The 17,874-nt window shown below is 40.6% G+C and carries 13 protein-coding genes; 3 read left to right on the forward strand and 10 right to left on the reverse strand.

All coding sequences use genetic code 11. The features are described from left to right. Positions 1-38: 38 nt before the first annotated feature. The 4 genes from folB to AC6RV6_RS17945 all read right to left on the reverse strand — a co-directional run bounded on the left by folB (position 39) and on the right by AC6RV6_RS17945 (position 4,446). On the reverse strand, positions 39-398 hold the full coding sequence (gene folB / locus AC6RV6_RS17930; RefSeq protein ID WP_500242244.1) for a dihydroneopterin aldolase: 360 nt from the start codon (positions 396-398) through the stop codon (positions 39-41). A gap of 17 nt (positions 399-415) precedes the next feature. After that, positions 416-1,708: a glutamate-5-semialdehyde dehydrogenase gene (locus tag AC6RV6_RS17935; protein ID WP_500242245.1), complete on the reverse strand. Its 1,293-nt coding sequence runs from the start codon at positions 1,706-1,708 to the stop codon at positions 416-418. A 187-nt stretch (positions 1,709-1,895) separates the two neighbouring features. Beyond that, positions 1,896-3,254, reverse strand: coding sequence for a tetratricopeptide repeat protein (locus AC6RV6_RS17940; RefSeq protein WP_500242246.1), 1,359 nt, complete (start codon positions 3,252-3,254; stop codon positions 1,896-1,898). A gap of 73 nt (positions 3,255-3,327) precedes the next feature. After that, the gene (locus tag AC6RV6_RS17945; RefSeq protein WP_500242247.1) at positions 3,328-4,446 is read right to left on the reverse strand and encodes an agmatine deiminase family protein; all 1,119 of its coding nucleotides are present in this window, start codon (positions 4,444-4,446) and stop codon (positions 3,328-3,330) included. A gap of 368 nt (positions 4,447-4,814) precedes the next feature. Here AC6RV6_RS17945 and AC6RV6_RS17950 point away from each other — a divergent pair, with 368 nt between their 5' ends. Both AC6RV6_RS17950 and AC6RV6_RS17955 read left to right on the forward strand, forming a co-directional pair. Next, the gene (locus tag AC6RV6_RS17950) at positions 4,815-5,789 is read left to right on the forward strand and encodes an ImmA/IrrE family metallo-endopeptidase (RefSeq protein WP_500242248.1); all 975 of its coding nucleotides are present in this window, start codon (positions 4,815-4,817) and stop codon (positions 5,787-5,789) included. A gap of 431 nt (positions 5,790-6,220) precedes the next feature. Then, positions 6,221-6,490, forward strand: coding sequence for a hypothetical protein (locus AC6RV6_RS17955; RefSeq protein WP_500242249.1), 270 nt, complete (start codon positions 6,221-6,223; stop codon positions 6,488-6,490). A 31-nt stretch (positions 6,491-6,521) separates the two neighbouring features. On the opposite strand, the gene AC6RV6_RS17960 is transcribed toward AC6RV6_RS17955, so the two are convergent. From AC6RV6_RS17960 to AC6RV6_RS17970, 3 genes are all read right to left on the reverse strand, one after another. Then, entirely contained in the window at positions 6,522-7,448 is a 927-nt protein-coding gene (locus tag AC6RV6_RS17960) for a pentapeptide repeat-containing protein (RefSeq protein WP_500242250.1), read from the reverse strand. Positions 7,449-7,625: 177 nt separating this feature from the next. Beyond that, positions 7,626-8,081 (reverse strand): Rieske 2Fe-2S domain-containing protein, encoded by a 456-nt coding sequence (locus AC6RV6_RS17965; protein ID WP_500242251.1) that lies wholly within the window; start codon positions 8,079-8,081, stop codon positions 7,626-7,628. After that, on the reverse strand, positions 8,078-9,910 hold the full coding sequence (locus AC6RV6_RS17970; protein ID WP_500242252.1) for a cytochrome c biogenesis protein: 1,833 nt from the start codon (positions 9,908-9,910) through the stop codon (positions 8,078-8,080). The genes AC6RV6_RS17965 and AC6RV6_RS17970 overlap by 4 nt, the downstream gene beginning before the upstream one ends. A gap of 423 nt (positions 9,911-10,333) precedes the next feature. On the opposite strand from AC6RV6_RS17970, the gene AC6RV6_RS17975 reads away from it, so the two are divergent. Next, positions 10,334-12,319, forward strand: a complete 1,986-nt coding sequence (locus AC6RV6_RS17975; RefSeq protein WP_500242253.1) for a hypothetical protein — start codon at positions 10,334-10,336, stop codon at positions 12,317-12,319. Positions 12,320-12,322: 3 nt separating this feature from the next. Here AC6RV6_RS17975 and AC6RV6_RS17980 read toward each other — a convergent pair whose 3' ends face one another. From AC6RV6_RS17980 to AC6RV6_RS17990, 3 genes are read right to left on the reverse strand one after another with little or no spacing between them, the layout of a single operon-like run. After that, the gene (locus AC6RV6_RS17980; protein ID WP_500242254.1) at positions 12,323-13,270 is read right to left on the reverse strand and encodes an ABC transporter ATP-binding protein; all 948 of its coding nucleotides are present in this window, start codon (positions 13,268-13,270) and stop codon (positions 12,323-12,325) included. 18 nt (positions 13,271-13,288) lie between these two features. Beyond that, positions 13,289-16,291, reverse strand: coding sequence for a tetratricopeptide repeat protein (locus tag AC6RV6_RS17985; RefSeq protein ID WP_500242255.1), 3,003 nt, complete (start codon positions 16,289-16,291; stop codon positions 13,289-13,291). Then, entirely contained in the window at positions 16,288-17,712 is a 1,425-nt protein-coding gene (locus tag AC6RV6_RS17990; protein ID WP_500242256.1) for an NACHT domain-containing protein, read from the reverse strand. The genes AC6RV6_RS17985 and AC6RV6_RS17990 overlap by 4 nt, the downstream gene beginning before the upstream one ends. Between the last annotated feature and the right edge of the window lie 162 nt (positions 17,713-17,874).

Consider the following 17,874-nt stretch of genomic DNA (forward strand, 5'->3'; position numbering starts at 1 on the left):
TTTTTCCTCGTTGTCTTGAGGTTAAAATTAAAGTTATCTCAGCTTTTTTCTCGCGTTAAACAGATTGAAACTTGACCGCCAAAATCTGGAATAGGTGCAGCTAGTTTTGTCAAATTAATTTGCACTTTCTGGATTTTTTCCAAGGTTAAAATTTTTTCAACAATGATTGTTGCGAGTTTCTCAATGAGGGCGAATTTTTCGATTTTCACAATCTGTTTGACGAGATTAATGGTTTTGCGATAATCAAAAGTATCTTGTAAATCATCGCTTTTTGCTGCCTTAGTAACATCTAACCAGAGGATTAAATCAACCTCAAACCATTGTCCTAAAACTTGCTCTTCTGGTAATGCTCCTGTATAACCATAAGACCGGATTCCCGTTATTTTAATTGAGTCCATTTTTTAATCGCCAATTATCAACTATTAAGGTTTTTATGCGTGAATGATTTTGCCTTTGTCCCGGAGTAAGTCGCGACAATATGACCATTGCCAGTAACTTGATATTTATAGGTGACTAATCCTTCTAATCCGACTGGACCTCTTGGAGGCATTTGTTGAGTGCTAATTCCTACTTCTGCCCCAAAACCGTAACGGAAACCGTCAGCAAAACGAGTGGAACAATTATGATAAACTCCGGCTGCATCCACTTGATTCAGGAATTTAGCTGCTGTTTCTTCATTTTCTGTCACGATCGCATCGGTATGTTTTGAGCCATATTGATTAATATGCGCGATCGCTTCTTCTACCGAATCGACAATTTTAATCGCCAGAATCAAATCGCTGTATTCCGTGCGCCAATCTTCCTCGGTTGCCGATTCAATATTTAACAATTTTAAAGCGCGATCGCATCCCTTTAATTTTACCACTTTTTCCTGCAAGGCGGCGGTAATTTTCGGTAAATAATCTTTGGCAATTTCTGCATGAATCAGTAATGTTTCAATCGCGTTACAAGCTGCCGGATAGCCTACTTTTGCATCAATAATAATCGGAATGGCTTTCGTTAGATCCGCAGCGCGATCGACATATAAATGACAAATTCCATCGGCATGACCCAAAACTGGAATCCTTGTATTATCCTGAACGTAGCGGACAAAAGAATTAGAACCGCGAGGAATAATTAAATCTACATATTCATCTAATGCCAATAAAGCGCGAATTTCTTCTCGTGTTGTTAATAATTGGACGACATTCGGATCGATCGCTGTTTTTGCTAAGGCTTGGCGAATAATTTTGGTTAATATCTGACAGGATTCGATCGCTTCTTTACCCCCTTTCAGAATAACTCCATTGCCAGATTTAATCGCTAAACTGGTAATTTGAATTAATGCCTCGGGACGCGCCTCAAAAATAATTCCTAATACCCCTAAAGGACAAGTGACTCGTTTGAGAATTAACCCCTCATCTAACTCTCGATGAATTTGAAGAGTTCCTACTGGATCTGCTAACTTGGCAACATCTCGGACCCCAGCGATCGCGGCATTTAATTTCGTTTCTCCCAGCTTCAAACGCGCGTATAGCGCCTGAGAAATGCCTTCTTTTTCTGCAATTTCGCAGTCGGCAAGATTGGCAGCTTGAATTTCTGCCGTAGATGCCTTTAATGCTGCCGCGATCGCTTCTAATGCGTCATTGCGATCTTTTGTGGATAAAACCGCAAGATGTCGGGCTGCGTCGCAAGTTTCTCGGGCAATTTCTGTTAGTGTTAGCGTCATGCTCTCCAAAGCGATCGTCAATAATCTGAAAAATTTGCAATTCTTCTAGTTTAGCATAATTGCAATTCTCTTGTTTAGCTACGATTTTAAGCGCTCTTTATCTCGACTGGTTAAAACCGCAAGAATTCGCGATCGCTTGTTGATAATTCCCAAGCGATTCTGTAAATAGAATGTTTTTTGTTCTCCTTTACTGCGAATCTTTTTCCGGATGTGTCTGCACAAATCGTATGATTTTAGTCGTATTCACATTTTGGGAAATTTCGGGAGTACCATATACAACAATATCTTCATATTGTGAGTAACTAGAAGGCATCGCTTTATTTTGACAATCTTGCCAAGCCTTATCTGCCGCAACTATTTTTTCTTGTTTGTTGTATAAAATACCAAGGTAGCAGTAACTCATTCCTGTCCCCGGAATTTCATCATCAATCTCACTTTCGATCGCGATCGCTTTATTGAATATCTCTTCAGCTTCAGTATATTTTGCCTCAATCTCCTGTTCTGACAAATCACTTAATTCGACTTGGTGTATGAGGACAAATCCCAGATGTCCATACATTGCTCCTCTGAGATCCGGCGCGATCTCGGATTGCGCTAATCCCCAACGAAATAACCCTTCTGCACGAACGAGATCGTCAAAGGTTTTTGCCTGTCGCAGCTGCATCCGTCCCACACCATTAATTGCCTCTGGAATACCTGCCAAAGTCGCTTCAAGATAATGTTTTTGTGCTTCTTTGTGCAGGGCAAAAGTTGCGTAAACATTTCCCAGAGCCACACTAATATGAGCATCATTAGGAGCAAGAGATTCTGCTGTTTCAAAACTGAGTCTAGCTTTATCCACATAACCGTTGTTATAGTGTGCCAGACCTCGACGATAAAAAGATTGGCCAAGACTGGGAATAGAGGCATTAGCACTATAAGTTACACCCAGTAAAAGTGCAGCGAAAACAAAAGTGGCTTCAGCTTGATATTCGGATTTGATGCCAATATCCGAGAGCGTGTTCTGGATGATTTTTTGCCCTTTGTTCGTTAAAGTGCCACCAGTAATCAGCACTAAGCCCGCACCTTGACTAATGGTACTAAATGTTTGCAACAAATCGAGATTGTCACTGGACAGGGTTTGAATGGTATCCGTGGTAAAAGTCCCCGCACCCACTAAACAAGCAACGGTAAGAGTATTCCACACCCAATCATATTGAAAAAATTTAGCGTATTTTGAGGGTTCTGAGGGATGTGATGGGGCTTCGAGAAACCACCACCAAGCTGTTTTTTGAGGTTGTAGCGTTTTGCGACATTGTGGGAGTTGGGGATGGGTTGCGATCGCCCCTGCTAATTGCCGTAAGCGATCGTCCAACGCCACCAATTCTGCAAGGCGATCGCCTGTAAGTTCCAATACGTTCTCACGGGCAATTTCTACAGCATCCCGACTCGTTAAAACTGCAAGAATTTGGGAAAGTTCGGGAGATTTAGCGGCACTTAAATCTGAGATCGCTTGTCGGTAACGCAAATGTGCTTCTATCAAGGAAACAGTCTTTTGTACTGGCATTAGGATAGATGCTTTTGAGTACTATCTATCATAACACAAAAAACTCCCCGAGAATATTGAACTTTATTGATATTTAAACTAAAGGTTCTTGTTGAGTCGTGCAATGAATGCCACCCCCTCCCGCAGCAATTTCATCGATATTTAGTGAGACAATGTCGCGATCGCTAAATAATTCCTCTAAAGTTTCTTTCGCCTTGCGATCCGCCTTGCGATCGCCAAATTCTGGCATGAGTACGGCACCATTGAGGACGTAAAAGTTAATATATCCTGCGGCAAAATCATCCCATTCGTATCCTTCTCGGATTTTTGTCGGTCCTGTGAGGACGACAACATTAAGTTTATTTCCCTCTGCATCAGTTTGCGATCGCAGAATTTCGAGGTGTTTTTTGGTTATTTCATGGTCAGGGGATTCAGGATCGGGATCGTATCCGGCAACGACAGTCCCCGGATGGGCAAAACGAGCATAAAAATCTGTATGTCCGTCGGTGATATCAGCCCCGCGAATACCAGGCAACCAGATAATTTTACGCAATCCCAATAATGCTTTTAATTCTCGTTCGCAATCGGCTTTACTCCAGCCGGGATTGCGATTTTCATTAATGATACAACTTTCCGTCACAATCGCTGTCCCGCGACCGTCTACCTCAACACCCCCACCTTCAAAAACGAGTTCTGTGTCAATTACGGAAACGCCGGATTTTTGGGCGACAAACTGCGCCACTTTTGCATCGCGATCGTGATATTGCTTGTTTCCCCAACCATTAAAATTAAAGTCAACGGCTGCTTTTTCGCCTTCTTCATTGACAACAAAAACAGGTCCTGTATCTCGCATCCACAGATCGTCAATGGGTTGAATGATTAACTCGACATCAGCGCCACATTTAGTCCGAGCAATTTCATAATCTTCCTCGCGAACTAACATTTTTACGGGTTCATATTGCGCGATCGTTTTGGCAATTCTGGCAAGATTATCTTGGACTCCCGAAGCATATTCGCGTCCCCAAATATCCGGACTGGCACTAAATGCCATCCAAGTACAGAGATGGGGTTCTGCTTCATCGGGCATAAAAAATGAAGAATTTGCAGGCATAGCTGAAATTTGAGGATTTCTCGCACAACTGGCCAGACTTTTTCCTAAAAGAAGAGAACCTGAAGTTGTTGCCATTAACTGTAGAAAAAAACGTCTATTCATGGTATTAAAATTTTGAGTGTTGTGGTCGTTGCGATCTCTGTCAATCATAATCTTACTCGACCCAAAGCGCGATTAATGAATTTTTGCTCTGACACTAACTGGATTTGAGTGAGAATAAAAAAGAGAGTGTTTCTCGTGTCAATTGTCAATTGATTTTGAGATAGGTATTGCATTTATTAAAATCATTGGATATAATAAGGTTAAAATATTCTATTTTAATGAATATTTTAACTGAAAAAAATTACTTAATGATCAAAAATAACTCTAACCTATTCAGATAATCGCAAAGCAGTTATTGAAAAAAAAGATTTTGATTGAAGCCAATACAAAATCTCACTCAGCAAATATAAAAGTAGGAGGGTAAACCAATGACAAATATCCCTACAATGTCGGCTCTCTATCAAAAATTATCAAAAATTGGACTGAACCAAGAATACATTCGCCAAATCGGTTTACCGAGTTGGTGGAATAATGAATTAAATGATAAGCCACTCGCTATTTTAGAAGGTGCAGGACATATTGCTAGGCGGCTTAATCTCGACCTGAAAAGTTTACTTTCAGATGACGAATCTGTTCGCTTTAAGCCACTTTTGCAGACAAAATACTACAATCACAAAGATTCTAATCAGCCCTCTATTGCTCCTCAAATAGCCTCACGAGTTGCAGAAGTTATTGCTTCTGGAATTCAAAAAGACTTTATTCCAATTCCGCAAGATCCCAATCAAATTCGTTTGGAAATTATTCAATGCAATTCACAAATTAATTTAGATAGTATTCTCAATTATTGCTGGCAACATGGTATTGCTGTTGTCTATTTTAATAACTACCCAGAAGGTAAAATAACAGGTATGATTCAATGGCAATACGATCGCCCTGCGATTGTTCTCAGTAGCAAGCAAAAGTATCATGCTTGGTTAGCTTTTCATCTTGCTCACGAACTCGGTCATCTTGCGCTCGGTCATATCAAAAATGGTATTTTAATTGATGATAAAATTGACCTAGATTCAAGCAATTGTAAAGAAATTGAGAGCAATAGATTTGCCGTGAATTTATTGGTTAATAATTTTGATAACTATTTTGGCGATCGAACATTCCAAAATGCCGAACAGTTAAAAAAAGAGATTCTTAAATTATGTTCTCACGATTCAACAATCGATCCTCGTGCGATCGCACTCAACTATGCTTGGCATAACAAGAAATATTTTCCTTGTGCGATACAATGTCTAAATCTTCTCAATTCCCCTAAAAATGGAAATGAAATTATCAATCAATCCTTAGAAAAATATTTAGAGTGGGATTGCTTGAGTGATGATAATTCCGATTACTTAGACCAATTATTATGAGGTTAAATTCGCATTGTCTGTTTGCATATACTGTATTGATAATGACATTATCAAAAAATTAGCCACTTTTGGAATATTCGATCGCACTATTCAATTATTTGATGCAAGGAATGAACAAATCAAAATTCTTGGAACTGCAAAGTATAAATTTGGGAAAGATTGGGAAAATTTCAAAAGCGGAAAACGTTGCAAATCAGAGGATAAGTTTGTTAACTATGAAAAGACAGTTCAACTATGTGAAGAATTACCTTCTATATTAGACTCCGATCTAATAAATTCAGATTTATTTACAGCACTATCGAACTGATGAAGATATAGATCCGGGAGAAGCTCTTTTAACCAGTTATGCGATCGCAATCCTCAAACAAGACGAATCTGCTCAACTTTTTACAGGTGACAAAAGATTTCTTAGAGCCTTAGCCAAGATTGAAATGCCTGTAATTAAAGATTCTTTAATTCATCGACTTTGGTGTCTCGAACAACTCGTTCTCAAAAATATTACAGCCGATGGGTTTGAAGCTGTGCGGGAGAAAATTGTTTTGGTTAAAGATTGCGATAAAGCGATAAAATCTGTTTTTGGATCTGGAATGAAATCAACAGAAGTAAATTCTTGTATGGCTTTAAATGGATATATAAATGGATATATTGACGATCTTAGAAACGATGTTGGCGATTTGTTACATCCATACCCAGAACAATAAAAAAGGGTAGGAATTTTCTACCTTATGGAAATTATTCAGGAATATTCAAAGCACCTTGTTTTTTCAACCAGATTTTTTGTTCTTCGCTTAACCCTTGCGCGTCGGTAAAGACAGCACCAGAAACATTACAGTTAGAAAAATTAATATCTTCCCAAAGAGTATTTTCTAGATTGGCATATTGTAAATTTGCATCGGTCAAATCGACTCGCGTAAAACTCGCCCCTTCCAAACAAGCAGAAAAGAGAGAAGTGCGGGCTAAATTAACGTCTTTTAATACTACATTTTCCAGACTGGCACTGACAAACTCTGCTTCTGTTGCCTTAACTTCATTCCATTCAGAAGCGCGGAAATTAGCCGCGATCGCATGGACTCCCGTTAAGTCAACTTGTTGCAAAACACTGCGAGTCAAATTCGCTTTTTCTAAATCTCCTCCCGCGATCGCCACGCGAGTTAATGTTGCCCCTTCCAAACTGCCATGAAGGATGCGAGAATGACTAAAATTCGCGTCAATAAAGCTGACTGCCCCTAAATTCGCCTGCGTCAAATTGGCACTGCTAAAATTCGTTCCCTCTCCCGTCGCTTCTCGAAAATCCGCCCGTTCAAATTGTCCCGCAGAAAGTTCGCTACGATTTAAAGTTGTCCCGTAAAAATTGGCTGCGATCGCAATAACTTCTCGCAAATTTGCATGACTCAAATTACTCTGATTGAGTCTGGTTTTGTACAAGCGGGCGCGTGCTAAATTGGCATGAGATAAATTTGCCCACATTAAGGCAGCATGGGTAAAATCTGCCTCTTGGCAAGAAGCATGGGAAAAATTCGCCGATCGCAAATAAGCCCGAACAAAAGAAGCGCGATCGAGGTTCAAACTCTGTAAGTTGATATTGCTTAACTCAGCGCGAGTCAAAGATTGTCCGCCTTTTAATTTCGAGAGAACTTCATTACTGTTGAATATTGCCATCTTCAGTTGCTGGGGGTGAATGCGAATTAAAAAATTTTTGTATCGAAATTTACTGTTTCTACATCTAATAGTAATATTTGCTACGAAAAAATTGCAAGTCATTTTGACAAAAATTAAGGATGCGATCGCACTCCGCATCCTTTTGCAAATTTTGAATTGATATAATGCAAATTACTCTCAACTGACCTTGACAAGAATCAAGTTATCCTCTTGCTTGATTTCAAAAGGGGTTAGAGGTTTTTGGGCTGGTTTGGCGACAACTCGACCATCAAGCGCAAATTTTGAACTATGACAGGGACAAATTAATAGCTTTTCGTTAGGATTAAACTCAACAGAACACCCTTGATGAGTACACATGGAGTCGAAAGCAACAATTTCTCCGGTATCCGGATATCGGAAAATAATGACAGATTTAGCCGCATTTCTTTTATCGGTAATAAATCCTTTTTCCGCTAATTTTTCCACTGTTCCCAAGGCTTGAAAGCCATCTTCTCGGAGGGAAGTATCGAGTTTTTTCTCTGTTTTTTGACTGGGGGAAGATTCAGGACTAGAATTGCAAGCTGCCAGAACAATAGGTAAAGAACTTGCAAACATTCCCACACCAACCCAACTCATAAATTCACGACGGTTCATAATTTTGTTGTTAGTTGTTGCTGATTGGTTGATATCTCTTCAACCCTCTCTGGGTCAAGATGGGAGTCAGAAATAGAGGAATGACTGGTGACTGATTGAGTAAACCAACCTTTATATTTAATCGCTGTGACTAAAACAAATAACAAATCCAAGCCCACAATAGAACCGACAATTAACTCCGATCCTCCCGTACTAAACCCATAACTATGTAATCCTTGGCCTAGCACGAAATTAACGCCATACCATGCCATTAAAACTGCATTGAATGAGACAACACTCGTCACTGCCATGCCAAAATCTCCCAACCATCCGACGAGGCGACCGTGTAGGGGAACAACATAACACATAAGGGCAATTAATGCCCATGTTTCTTTCGGATCCCAACCCCAAAAGCGACCCCAAGAAAAGTGCGCCCAAATCCCACCTAAAATTACGCCTGCTGTTAACAGTAAAACTCCCACTTGTAGAACGCCATAATTCCATTTTGCAAGGCTGCGAATGCGTTCTTTTGCTTGTGGGGCAAAGAAATAGTAACCGAGGAGAATGTGACCCAATCCTAAAGCAAGGGCAAAACTCGCATAACTGAGGGTAATTGTCGGGACATGAATGCTCAACCAGAAATTATCTCGCAGGACGGGGACGAGGGGGCTAATACTGGGGTCGAGGACGGCGGGAAGGCTATCGGCTAAAAGCAAACAAATGACGGAGAGAGGGGCGGCGGCGAGGAGATAATATTTGGCGCGAATGGTTCGAGGAGTAAGGTGAGGAACAAAAGCAGAGGGTTTGAGACTATCGGGAGTTTTTGCCGGACGGGTGAAGGTAAAGAGTTCAAAGAGAAAGGCGATCGCGGCGACTCCAAAACCCACCCAAATTACCGACTCGTACATATTCGTCACGGGAGGTCGCCCGGCGATGGCCATGCGATCGAGGAAACCGTAAGCATGAATACCCAAACCGCTTGCAAATACTCCCATTGCCCCCCAGTAGAACTCAAAAACAGGGAAGAGAGTAACCAACAGCATGAGAACAAAAGCGAGTGTATAGAGTTTCCATGCTTTAGCAAAGGGGTGCAAATGATAAAAATTTGTTTCTCGCGCCAGTGTTTTTGCAGGCGGATAGATATTAGGACTGAGTTGGGTTAAATTGTTGCGTAAAATTCGAGCAATATCCCCGATCGCATCAAAATCGTTAGGGTGACTGCGATAGGTTTGTTTGAGGGTTTCGTAGTCGTTGAGGACGGGTTGAAGGCGATCGCGAGAGTAATCGTTTTCGGCGGTAGAAATGCTCGCCCAAGTGCCTTTAATATCGTTAGGATGAGGGACGAGAGGGAGATTTTGGTTGGATACGGTGTTATACATGAGGGCGAGGCGATTTTCTAGGGTGAAGGCTTCGCGATCGCTTCGGGTAAGTTCGCTATTATTTGCTTCTTTTTGGTGCGCGTTGAAGATCGCTTTGCTTGCATCAGAAACAATCAGTTCTTGGAAGGTAAAATATTTTTGGTCTGGATCGAGTCCGACTTGTTCTTTGAGAGGACGATAGCTGAAGAGAATGAAGGGTTCTTGGTTCCAGTCGCGATCGTTAAACCAGAGGGAAAGATAAGTTTGTAGATAGTCCAGTTTTTGCCCATCTGTGGGGGTATAACGGGTACGTCCGTGAATTTGGGCGATAGTTTCTCGGGCGACGGTGTCGAGGGGCTTTTTCCGTCCGTCCAGTTGTACGGCGATATTTTCTAAGGGATCGAGGGGATCGCTTTGGAATTGGTTAAAAGGAATCGCAAGGATGAGAAATCCCAAACACAATCCCATCAAAAATTTAGCGATTTTTATCATTTAATGAACTCCTGTAGTCAAAATTGGGTCAGAGTGCGATCGCATCTACACGATTAACCTTTGCTGGGGCTGCCAATTGTATCGCGTTCAACAAATTTGCTTATTTTTTGGTAAGATTTCTTTAGAATTTGTGCGTATGATTTAATCTCGGACTTAATCATTGGCAGAGGCGATCTTGAGAATAGTAACAATCTCACTTTTCCTGAGATTTGTAAACTTCAGTATCATTATGTAAAAAGCGATCGCGAATTTTTATTCCTTCATGATAAATTAAAGAGAAAAGGCAGATAGCAAAAATATTTCGAGATGAGGAAGAGAAAACAGAAATGTATTAATTTGCTTCTGTGATAGGTACGGGAAACTCTTCCTTATCTTAATCTCCGGGTAATTGACTTAAGGTTTAAATCCTTAAAGGAGGAGATCGTGAACGAAGAAAGAAACTGGTTTCAAACACATTTCTCTGCAATAGATGCCGTCTGGGAAGACGAAAGAGAGCCTGGAATCCAACGTTCGCCTGCTGGACTACCGGGAAGTAATAGAAGAAATTCTCCCGAACAGTCAAATCTCGTCATCATCGATACGCCAAACAAATTCGATTTACATCTATCCTACTCAGCCGGACTGGAAAAAGGACCGATTATTCAAAGAAAAGGCGATAGTTCTCCTTTCATGGAAGATCCCGAAGAACCAGGTAGTTCTACTACAGATCCAGAGTTACAAAGAATTGGGTCATATTATATTACAGAGGACAAGAAGCAATTTCATCTTCGCAGCATCTATTATCGTTTTGCTGCCAACTATATCATTTATAAAGAGCTAGTAGGAGAAAAAACAGCAAAAAATGATGCTCGCGCAGTTCTTCGGCGTTACTATCCTCAAATTTTACCAAAAAATATCCCTTCTGCTCCTGACTTTAATGCTCCTAATTTGATAGTAGATGTAGTTAACTTTGTTTACGATATTCTCGATTTTTTCGATTTTTTATACATAGATTTGTGTCAAATATTTAGTAATATTCCTCTCAACCAGAAAATACAGGAGGCTCTATCTTCGATTAACGCTCTTTTTTCAAAAAGCTGGCCTGGCTATATCACCAACTTTGTGACGCTCAGAAACGCATTAGCTTTTCAAAAGGATATTAAATATAACCTAAAAAAATACCTGCGTTTATTGGTCGTATTAGAAAGAACTCAATCTCACCAAAAAAATGCCGAGGATAAAAATCTGGGTGAGATAGTTTTAATGCAAGGATGTGGCGATCTGACAATGAATGAATGGAATGTTGCTTTTGTCTCGGGAAATAGTTATCAGGGTAATCATAATCATAATCGCAATTGGAATTTACTTCATACTCCAGAAGAACCACTTAATAACAGGTCTTATACTTGCTTAATAAAATGGTCATGCGATCGGGATAATCCTGATTTAATAAATATCGCTAACCAAACTAGAGTTGTTTATCCTTATCAAATCGCAAGGGTGCAATTTAATGCTCCTTCCTTAATCGTTGGACCGCCTGATAGTCATGTATTTCTTCAGGGCAATGAGGCATCTTCCAGCTATCCTATCGGTCATCTCATCGAATTTGCCGTATACGGACAACAGTTATGTCAAGAAGGTAAAACCCTTCATAACGATATTCGTCTTGATTCTGCAATTCGAGAGTTTAGCGATATTCGTCATATCTATAAACTTCCCAATTTGAATCGAGACGAGGATTATAGAGCAGAAACTGGAAGAGCCGGAATTCTGGGTTTTGGCTATAGTACAATTCCCAGAAATCTTTTTAATCAGGGCAGTCGTAATGATGTGTGGCTGGGAGAAGCGGCACTAATTCAAGGAGATAGAAACTTACGAGTTAGCGCACTCAATCAAGCGATTCAACTCGATCTTAAATATCTTGGCGCACCGAAAGAATGGATTGACATTGTGCTTAAAAGAGAAGAAAGCGAATTCTCAACTTACAGTTATAATTCTTCTAGTGTCACCAAGCCTGGGGAGTGGCGCTGGATAACTGAGGGGCGACAAACATGGCTAGAGATATTTTTTCTGTTTAATCAATATCCATGTTCGATGATAGGAATTAAAGCGCAAGATGAAGATGGTAATCCTCAGAAACAGAACATAGGAATCGTAAATACAGATAAGCTCTTTTTCCTTGTTCACGGACACAAATATGACTGGCGAGGAGCTAGTATTATAGAAACTGCTGACTATCTCAGACAGCAAGGAGCTTGGAATGCTTTGCTTTTTGATGAAGGCAACGATGTATTCCAGTTAATTCGCGATACCAATAGCGGAAACTTAGAAGAAAGAGTTACCCTGAGAAGAAATGAACTGCGGTGTGTTTTCTGGGCAAATGAGAAAATTAAGGCTAACAACTTTGAGCCAGAGGAGTCCCAAAAATGATGTCTAAGCATTCGTTGCAGTCAAGGCAGAGAAAAGATTTTCTAAATTTTCTTGGGTATAATTGAACTGCACGATCGCAATTCCCGCAGCGACTAAAGTTTTTAAAAACTCTGCACCCTCTTCCTGTGTCCCGGAAAATTTAACTTGCACGCTTCCAGTCTCTCGCAGCATTTGCCAACTTTCCACCCAAAGGCAATTTTTTAACTCGGTTTCCAATCGTTCTAAATTATCCAACGCGGTAATTAAAAGATGGGGACGAGAAAAACGACTATAAATTTCTTGTAAGGGCGCACTTTCTACTAAAAAACCATATTCCATGACCCCAATGGACGTACAGAGTTCTGCCAAATCGCTGAGAATATGAGAAGAAATTAAAATCGTCATCCCTGCTTCTTGTAGAGTTTTAATCGTCTCGCGAAACTGCATTCGTGCGAGGGGATCTAAACCCGATACCGGTTCATCTAATAATAAAACAATGGGTTCGTGAACGATCGTCCGTGCCAAACTGAGGCGTTGTTTCATTCCTCTTGAAAGGGTTGCGATCGCACTATTTCTGCGCTCGATTAACTGCACTAATTCCAACACCTCATTAATACGACGTTGGCGATAGGGTTGTTTCAGTCCGTACAGCCTGGCGAAATAGTCCAAATAAGTTAAAATTGTCAAATCTTCATAAACGGGATAATCATCGGGAAGATAGCCCAAACGCTTCTTTAAACGAGCATTGGTATCATTCCGCAAGAGGCGATCGCCGTGAATGTAAATCTCGCCGATCGTCGGTTCTTCGATCGCGGCCAACATCCGAATTAAAGTTGTTTTTCCTGCTCCATTCGCCCCAATTAAACCGTAAACTTCTCCCTCGGAAATTTGCAAATCGAGAGCATTCACCGCAATACGGCGATCGAATTGTTTGGTTAATCCATACGTGGCGATCGCAATTTCTTGACCCATTTTTTTAGTAATTGATTATCATTGACCCGTGAGAGAATGGGGAATGCGCTTTTGAATTAGCCCTAATACTGTCTCCCATACCGTCGCGAGAATTGAGGGTTTGAGTTGCTGTTGTAAATCTTGATAGAGGGAGAGTTCTGAAAGTTCCAATTCCGTTGCGATCGCTAAAGCCAGATGGCAATATTCCCGCGCTGTTTCTACATTACCCAAATTTTGATTCAGGTGTGCTAAATTTTTCAAAATTTCTGCTTCTAAATGTCTGGCCTGAATATTTCGCGCAATTTTTAAGGCTTCTTGCAAATGCTCTCGGGCTTCGGCATACTCTTCAAGGCGCAGGTGACTTTCGCCAATGTGACCGATTAAGCGTCCTTCTTCATAACGATCGCCCAATTCTCGCGCGATCGGCAAACTTTGTTGCAGGTGTTTGATCGCTTGGGTATGATTCCCCAAAAAGCCGTAAATCACCCCCAAATTCCCCAAAGCCGTCCCGAGTTCGGCGCGATCGCCGGAAATGCGGGCAATATTCCAGTGCTGCTGATAAAGAGACATGGCGCGATCGCTATCTCCCAGAGCATGATAAGCATTGCCCAAATTCCCAAAAATCCGCCCTTCTTCTAACTTATCTCCCGTTGCTCGCGCGACCTTTAACGCTTTGTGAGAAACGCGAATTGATTTATGATAGTTCCCTAAATAAAAATATGCCATTCCCAAACTAATCAAAGCTTTCCCTTTACCGGGCAAATCGTTCAAGGCTTCAGAAACGATCAAATGTTCTTCAAATCGTTCTAAGGCTTGACGATAACTTCCCAAAGCACAATAAGCATTTCCCAACTGCATGACGGCTTTTCCTTCCCACGGGCGATCGCCGACATTGCGAGAGATATTCAATAACTCTTCATAATGAGAAATTGCTGCATTGTACTCACCCATATTGCCGTAAGCATTGCCAATATTGAGCAACGCGGCTTCAAGTTGAGGAATGGCTTGCGATCGCGCTGCTGGCGTAATTTCCTGTCTTGCCAAGGTTTTTCGCGCGAGATCGAGATAGTGCTGCAAATATTCCACCGTTTGCGTATAATCTTTAAGAGCGTAATAGGAATTCCCTAAATTGTAGAGAATCATTTCTAAATTCTCTTTCCCTTCTTCTTTCCCTTTTAAAGTTAGATATTGTTGCAAATATTCAATCGTCAGACGATAGCGATCGCTCGCATAACAAGAATTCCCCAAATATAATAATGTTGTTGCTAATTCTACAGGTATCTCTTGCGCTTCCGTATGATTTAAATATTGTTGGAGATATTCAATAGCGCTGCCGTATTCTTGAAGAATATAATATCCTCGTCCCAAAGCAAATAAGGTTTCTTCAAAAGATTCTCGCTGTTCTTGATTTGTTTCGGTTAAGGTTAAATATTGACTTAAATATTCTAAAGCTGGGGAAAATTGTTCTTTAAGATAATAAGCCTGACCGAGCTTTAAAAATATTTTTGTCAGATTGGGTTGTTGTTTTTGACTTTCGACGCGATCGAGATAGAGTTGCAAGTATTCGATCGTTCTGTCGTAATTTTTTAAAACCGAATAGGAGTTCCCTAAATAGAGCCAAGTTGTTTCAATCTCTCGAACTCGTTCTTTATTTTCTGTTAAGGTCAGGTATTGTTGCAAACAATCGGCTGCACTTTCGTATTCTTGTTGATAGTAATAAGCATTCCCTAAATACAATAATGTTGTCTCGATCGCGGGAGTTTTGCGATTTTTCTCACGATTTTTCTCAATCCCCCCCATATATTGCTGTAAATATTGAATTGTCCGTTCCCAATCTTGGAGAAAGTAATGAGCATTGCCCAAATAGAGGAGAATATTTTCTGATTCGATGGGTCGATCTTGTTCTTCGAGGAGTTGACAATGCTGTTGCAAATATTTAATCGCACGTTCGTATTCTTGTAAATAATAATATGCACTACCAATGGCGAGCCAAGTCGTTTCAATCTCTGGCTCGCCTTCGACATCAGTAACAATATCGAGATATTCTTGTAGGTGTTCTGCCGTTTTGCGATAATTTTGGAAAGAATAGTAAGCATTCCCTAAATACAATAATGTTGTTGCCAAGATACGCTCTTGCTTATTATCGCGAGCAATGGGTAAATATTGTTTTAAATACTCAATCGCTTCTTGGTGCTGTTGCAGAGAATAATAAGCATTGCCAAGACAAAATAATGTATCTCCCGATCCGAAAAATTCATCGAAATTGGCAGTTAACTCTAAACATTGCTCTAAATATTCAATAGTTTTCTCATAATTCCCCAAGGAATAATAAGCATTTCCTAAATACAAAAAAGTGCGATCGAGATTAGAGGTTTCGGCTTTTTCTTGGAGACAATCCAGATAGTCTTGTAAATATTTAACAGACTGCTGATAATCTTGGCGCAAATAATAGGTATTTCCCAAACCTTGTAAACAAACTGCATCAACTTCTAGATTCACTTGTCCGAGTAAAGGTTGATATAGTGCGATCGCTTCTTGAAAATAGCCGCCATTTTCTAAGCAATGATGTAATGTTTCTCCATTGTCTAAACGGAGAAACAAAATTTCACTGGCTTCTTCCCAAGCGTTAAGTTCGCAAAGATGAGCGAAGGCTTCTAAATATCCTCGTACTTTTTCTAGTTGAGAATCGTTAGGATCGGGCTGATATATTTGTAAGTAGTAAAATGCCCAGCGAATATGTGCGATTTCTGTTAAGTTTAAATCTTCGAGAACTTCATGTAAGCTAGGCAGAGGATATTCGTCATTCAGATTGGTAATATTTCGCTTCAAACCCAGCCAATGTTTGGCACATTCAATAAAGCGAACAAGGGCTGAAAGATTTCCAGTGAGAGGAATTTCGCTTTCAGGAATTTCACTTGCAGGGTCTTCCTCAACAGGAGGATGAGGGAACACAAATTGTTTTTCTGTCTGGCGATACCGAACTTTTAAGGCTTCTTGTTCGGATAAAATTTTAAAGTTTACCTTTTTTTCGAGTTCGGTCATTTCCTTCCCCCTTTTGATTCAGAGCCCTGTAAATGATTTAACACAATTTGACGCAAAAAATCATGTAAATAATACCGAATTGTCAAGCGATTTTTTTCTTCTTCTAAAAAAAAACGTCTTTTGAGGATATCTAAAGCGGATTTTTGCTCCTTTGGGGAAAAATTACCAATTAAAAATCCCCAACCTTGAGGATCGACGGCGCGTTGATTGGCCGCCCCCAAACAAAGTAATTCATAAGCTAAGGGATAAATTTCATTTAAGCGCTGACAGGTGCGCTCGATGGATATTTTCACCCAGTCTGACAAACTGCGTGAAGAAGGATGATTAGCCTTGTTCATGTTGGTAACATCAATTTCGTATTCACAGCCATAGTCGCGCCAGTAGGCTTGAATATTGCCATAATACGGGTATTCTCGGATTTCTCCAGCAATAATTTTCAGCGTTAGAGGATGACCTTCGTAAATTTCTGTAATTTCTTTCAGGCAAGTTTCATCAGTGAGGGTTTGTATTTGTATGCCCCAAGCGATAAAAAGTTGTTTGACGGTTGAGAATTGTAACCCTTTGAGGGCGATCGCGGTCATTTTGTGACGAGAAAAATTCGCAAACAATTGCGGTTGAATGCGGGTTGTCAAGATAAGACGCGATCGCAATTCTGAAAGTTCCAGCACGCCTTGAAAAAAGCGATCGAGGGTCGAACTTTTAAAGTTTCTGTTTTCATCAAGTAAGATTTCGAAACCATCGAGGATAAGTAAGCAAGGCTGAAATTGCAATTTTGCTAAAACGGCAGCAATGAGATTGTGTTCTCCTCTTTGTAAGAGTTCTTGTTGGGCAATTTCTTCTCCTAAAACCAGACGGGCAATGGATTCAAAATTTCCTCGTTGATGATGGAAATCGATGTGAAGACCCAAGGGAAATTCTGAGTGTAAATGAGAATCTTGACTTAAATGTTCTGCAAGGGCTGTTTTCCCCATACCGCCAATTCCTTCGAGAACCAGCAACCAGCACTGTCCTTGTAATTCCTGTACCAGTTTGGTAACAAGAGATTCTCGTCCCACCCAAAGCGAGGAATGTGAGTTGCTTAAATCCTCAGGTATATTTGTATCATCAGATATATTTTCAGAGTCGTCTCGCTCTTCTTCAATCGGTAAGATTTGATAATCGCTACGGCGCAATCTCAGATCGAAGGCTTTAAATAAGGCTTTAATCGTTGCGAGATCTTCGGGTTGGCGACGATAGAGGATTGAGATTGCGCGATCGACTGGGATGTTAGCGCGACGGGCGATTTTCCCATAACTAACTTGGCGATTTTGTGCGGCATAACTTTGGGCGATCGCGGGTTCGATTTTCTCGAGGCCGCGATCGCTCAACAGTCCTCCTTTTTTCAATTTTTGGGGTTTGGGGGATTGAGTTTGCGGCGGCACGAATGACCTCTCAACATTGAATGGGAGCGCTATAATATAGCATCTTACATTTTTTTACAACTTTCTGAAAATTTTGCCCCTCATTCAAACCGTTAGCAATCTACGGGGGAATGAAAGGTCAGTACCGAAACAAGGTAATTTTGAGTAAATTGCGAGTAAAAT

This window comes from Spirulina sp. LEGE 11439, assembly GCF_059821285.1.

Coding starts and splice junctions, on each gene's coding strand:
- AC6RV6_RS17940 (WP_500242246.1), bottom strand. CDS start 3,254: ATGCCAGTACAAAAGACTGTTTCCTTGATAGAAGCACATTTGCGTTAC.
- AC6RV6_RS17980 (WP_500242254.1), bottom strand. CDS start 13,270: ATGGGTCAAGAAATTGCGATCGCCACGTATGGATTAACCAAACAATTC.
- AC6RV6_RS17945 (WP_500242247.1), bottom strand. CDS start 4,446: ATGAATAGACGTTTTTTTCTACAGTTAATGGCAACAACTTCAGGTTCT.
- AC6RV6_RS17985 (WP_500242255.1), bottom strand. CDS start 16,291: ATGACCGAACTCGAAAAAAAGGTAAACTTTAAAATTTTATCCGAACAA.
- AC6RV6_RS17960 (WP_500242250.1), bottom strand. CDS start 7,448: ATGGCAATATTCAACAGTAATGAAGTTCTCTCGAAATTAAAAGGCGGA.
- AC6RV6_RS17970 (WP_500242252.1), bottom strand. CDS start 9,910: ATGATAAAAATCGCTAAATTTTTGATGGGATTGTGTTTGGGATTTCTC.
- AC6RV6_RS17935 (WP_500242245.1), bottom strand. CDS start 1,708: ATGACGCTAACACTAACAGAAATTGCCCGAGAAACTTGCGACGCAGCC.
- AC6RV6_RS17950 (WP_500242248.1), top strand. CDS start 4,815: ATGACAAATATCCCTACAATGTCGGCTCTCTATCAAAAATTATCAAAA.
- AC6RV6_RS17965 (WP_500242251.1), bottom strand. CDS start 8,081: ATGAACCGTCGTGAATTTATGAGTTGGGTTGGTGTGGGAATGTTTGCA.
- AC6RV6_RS17955 (WP_500242249.1), top strand. CDS start 6,221: ATGCCTGTAATTAAAGATTCTTTAATTCATCGACTTTGGTGTCTCGAA.
- folB (WP_500242244.1), bottom strand. CDS start 398: ATGGACTCAATTAAAATAACGGGAATCCGGTCTTATGGTTATACAGGA.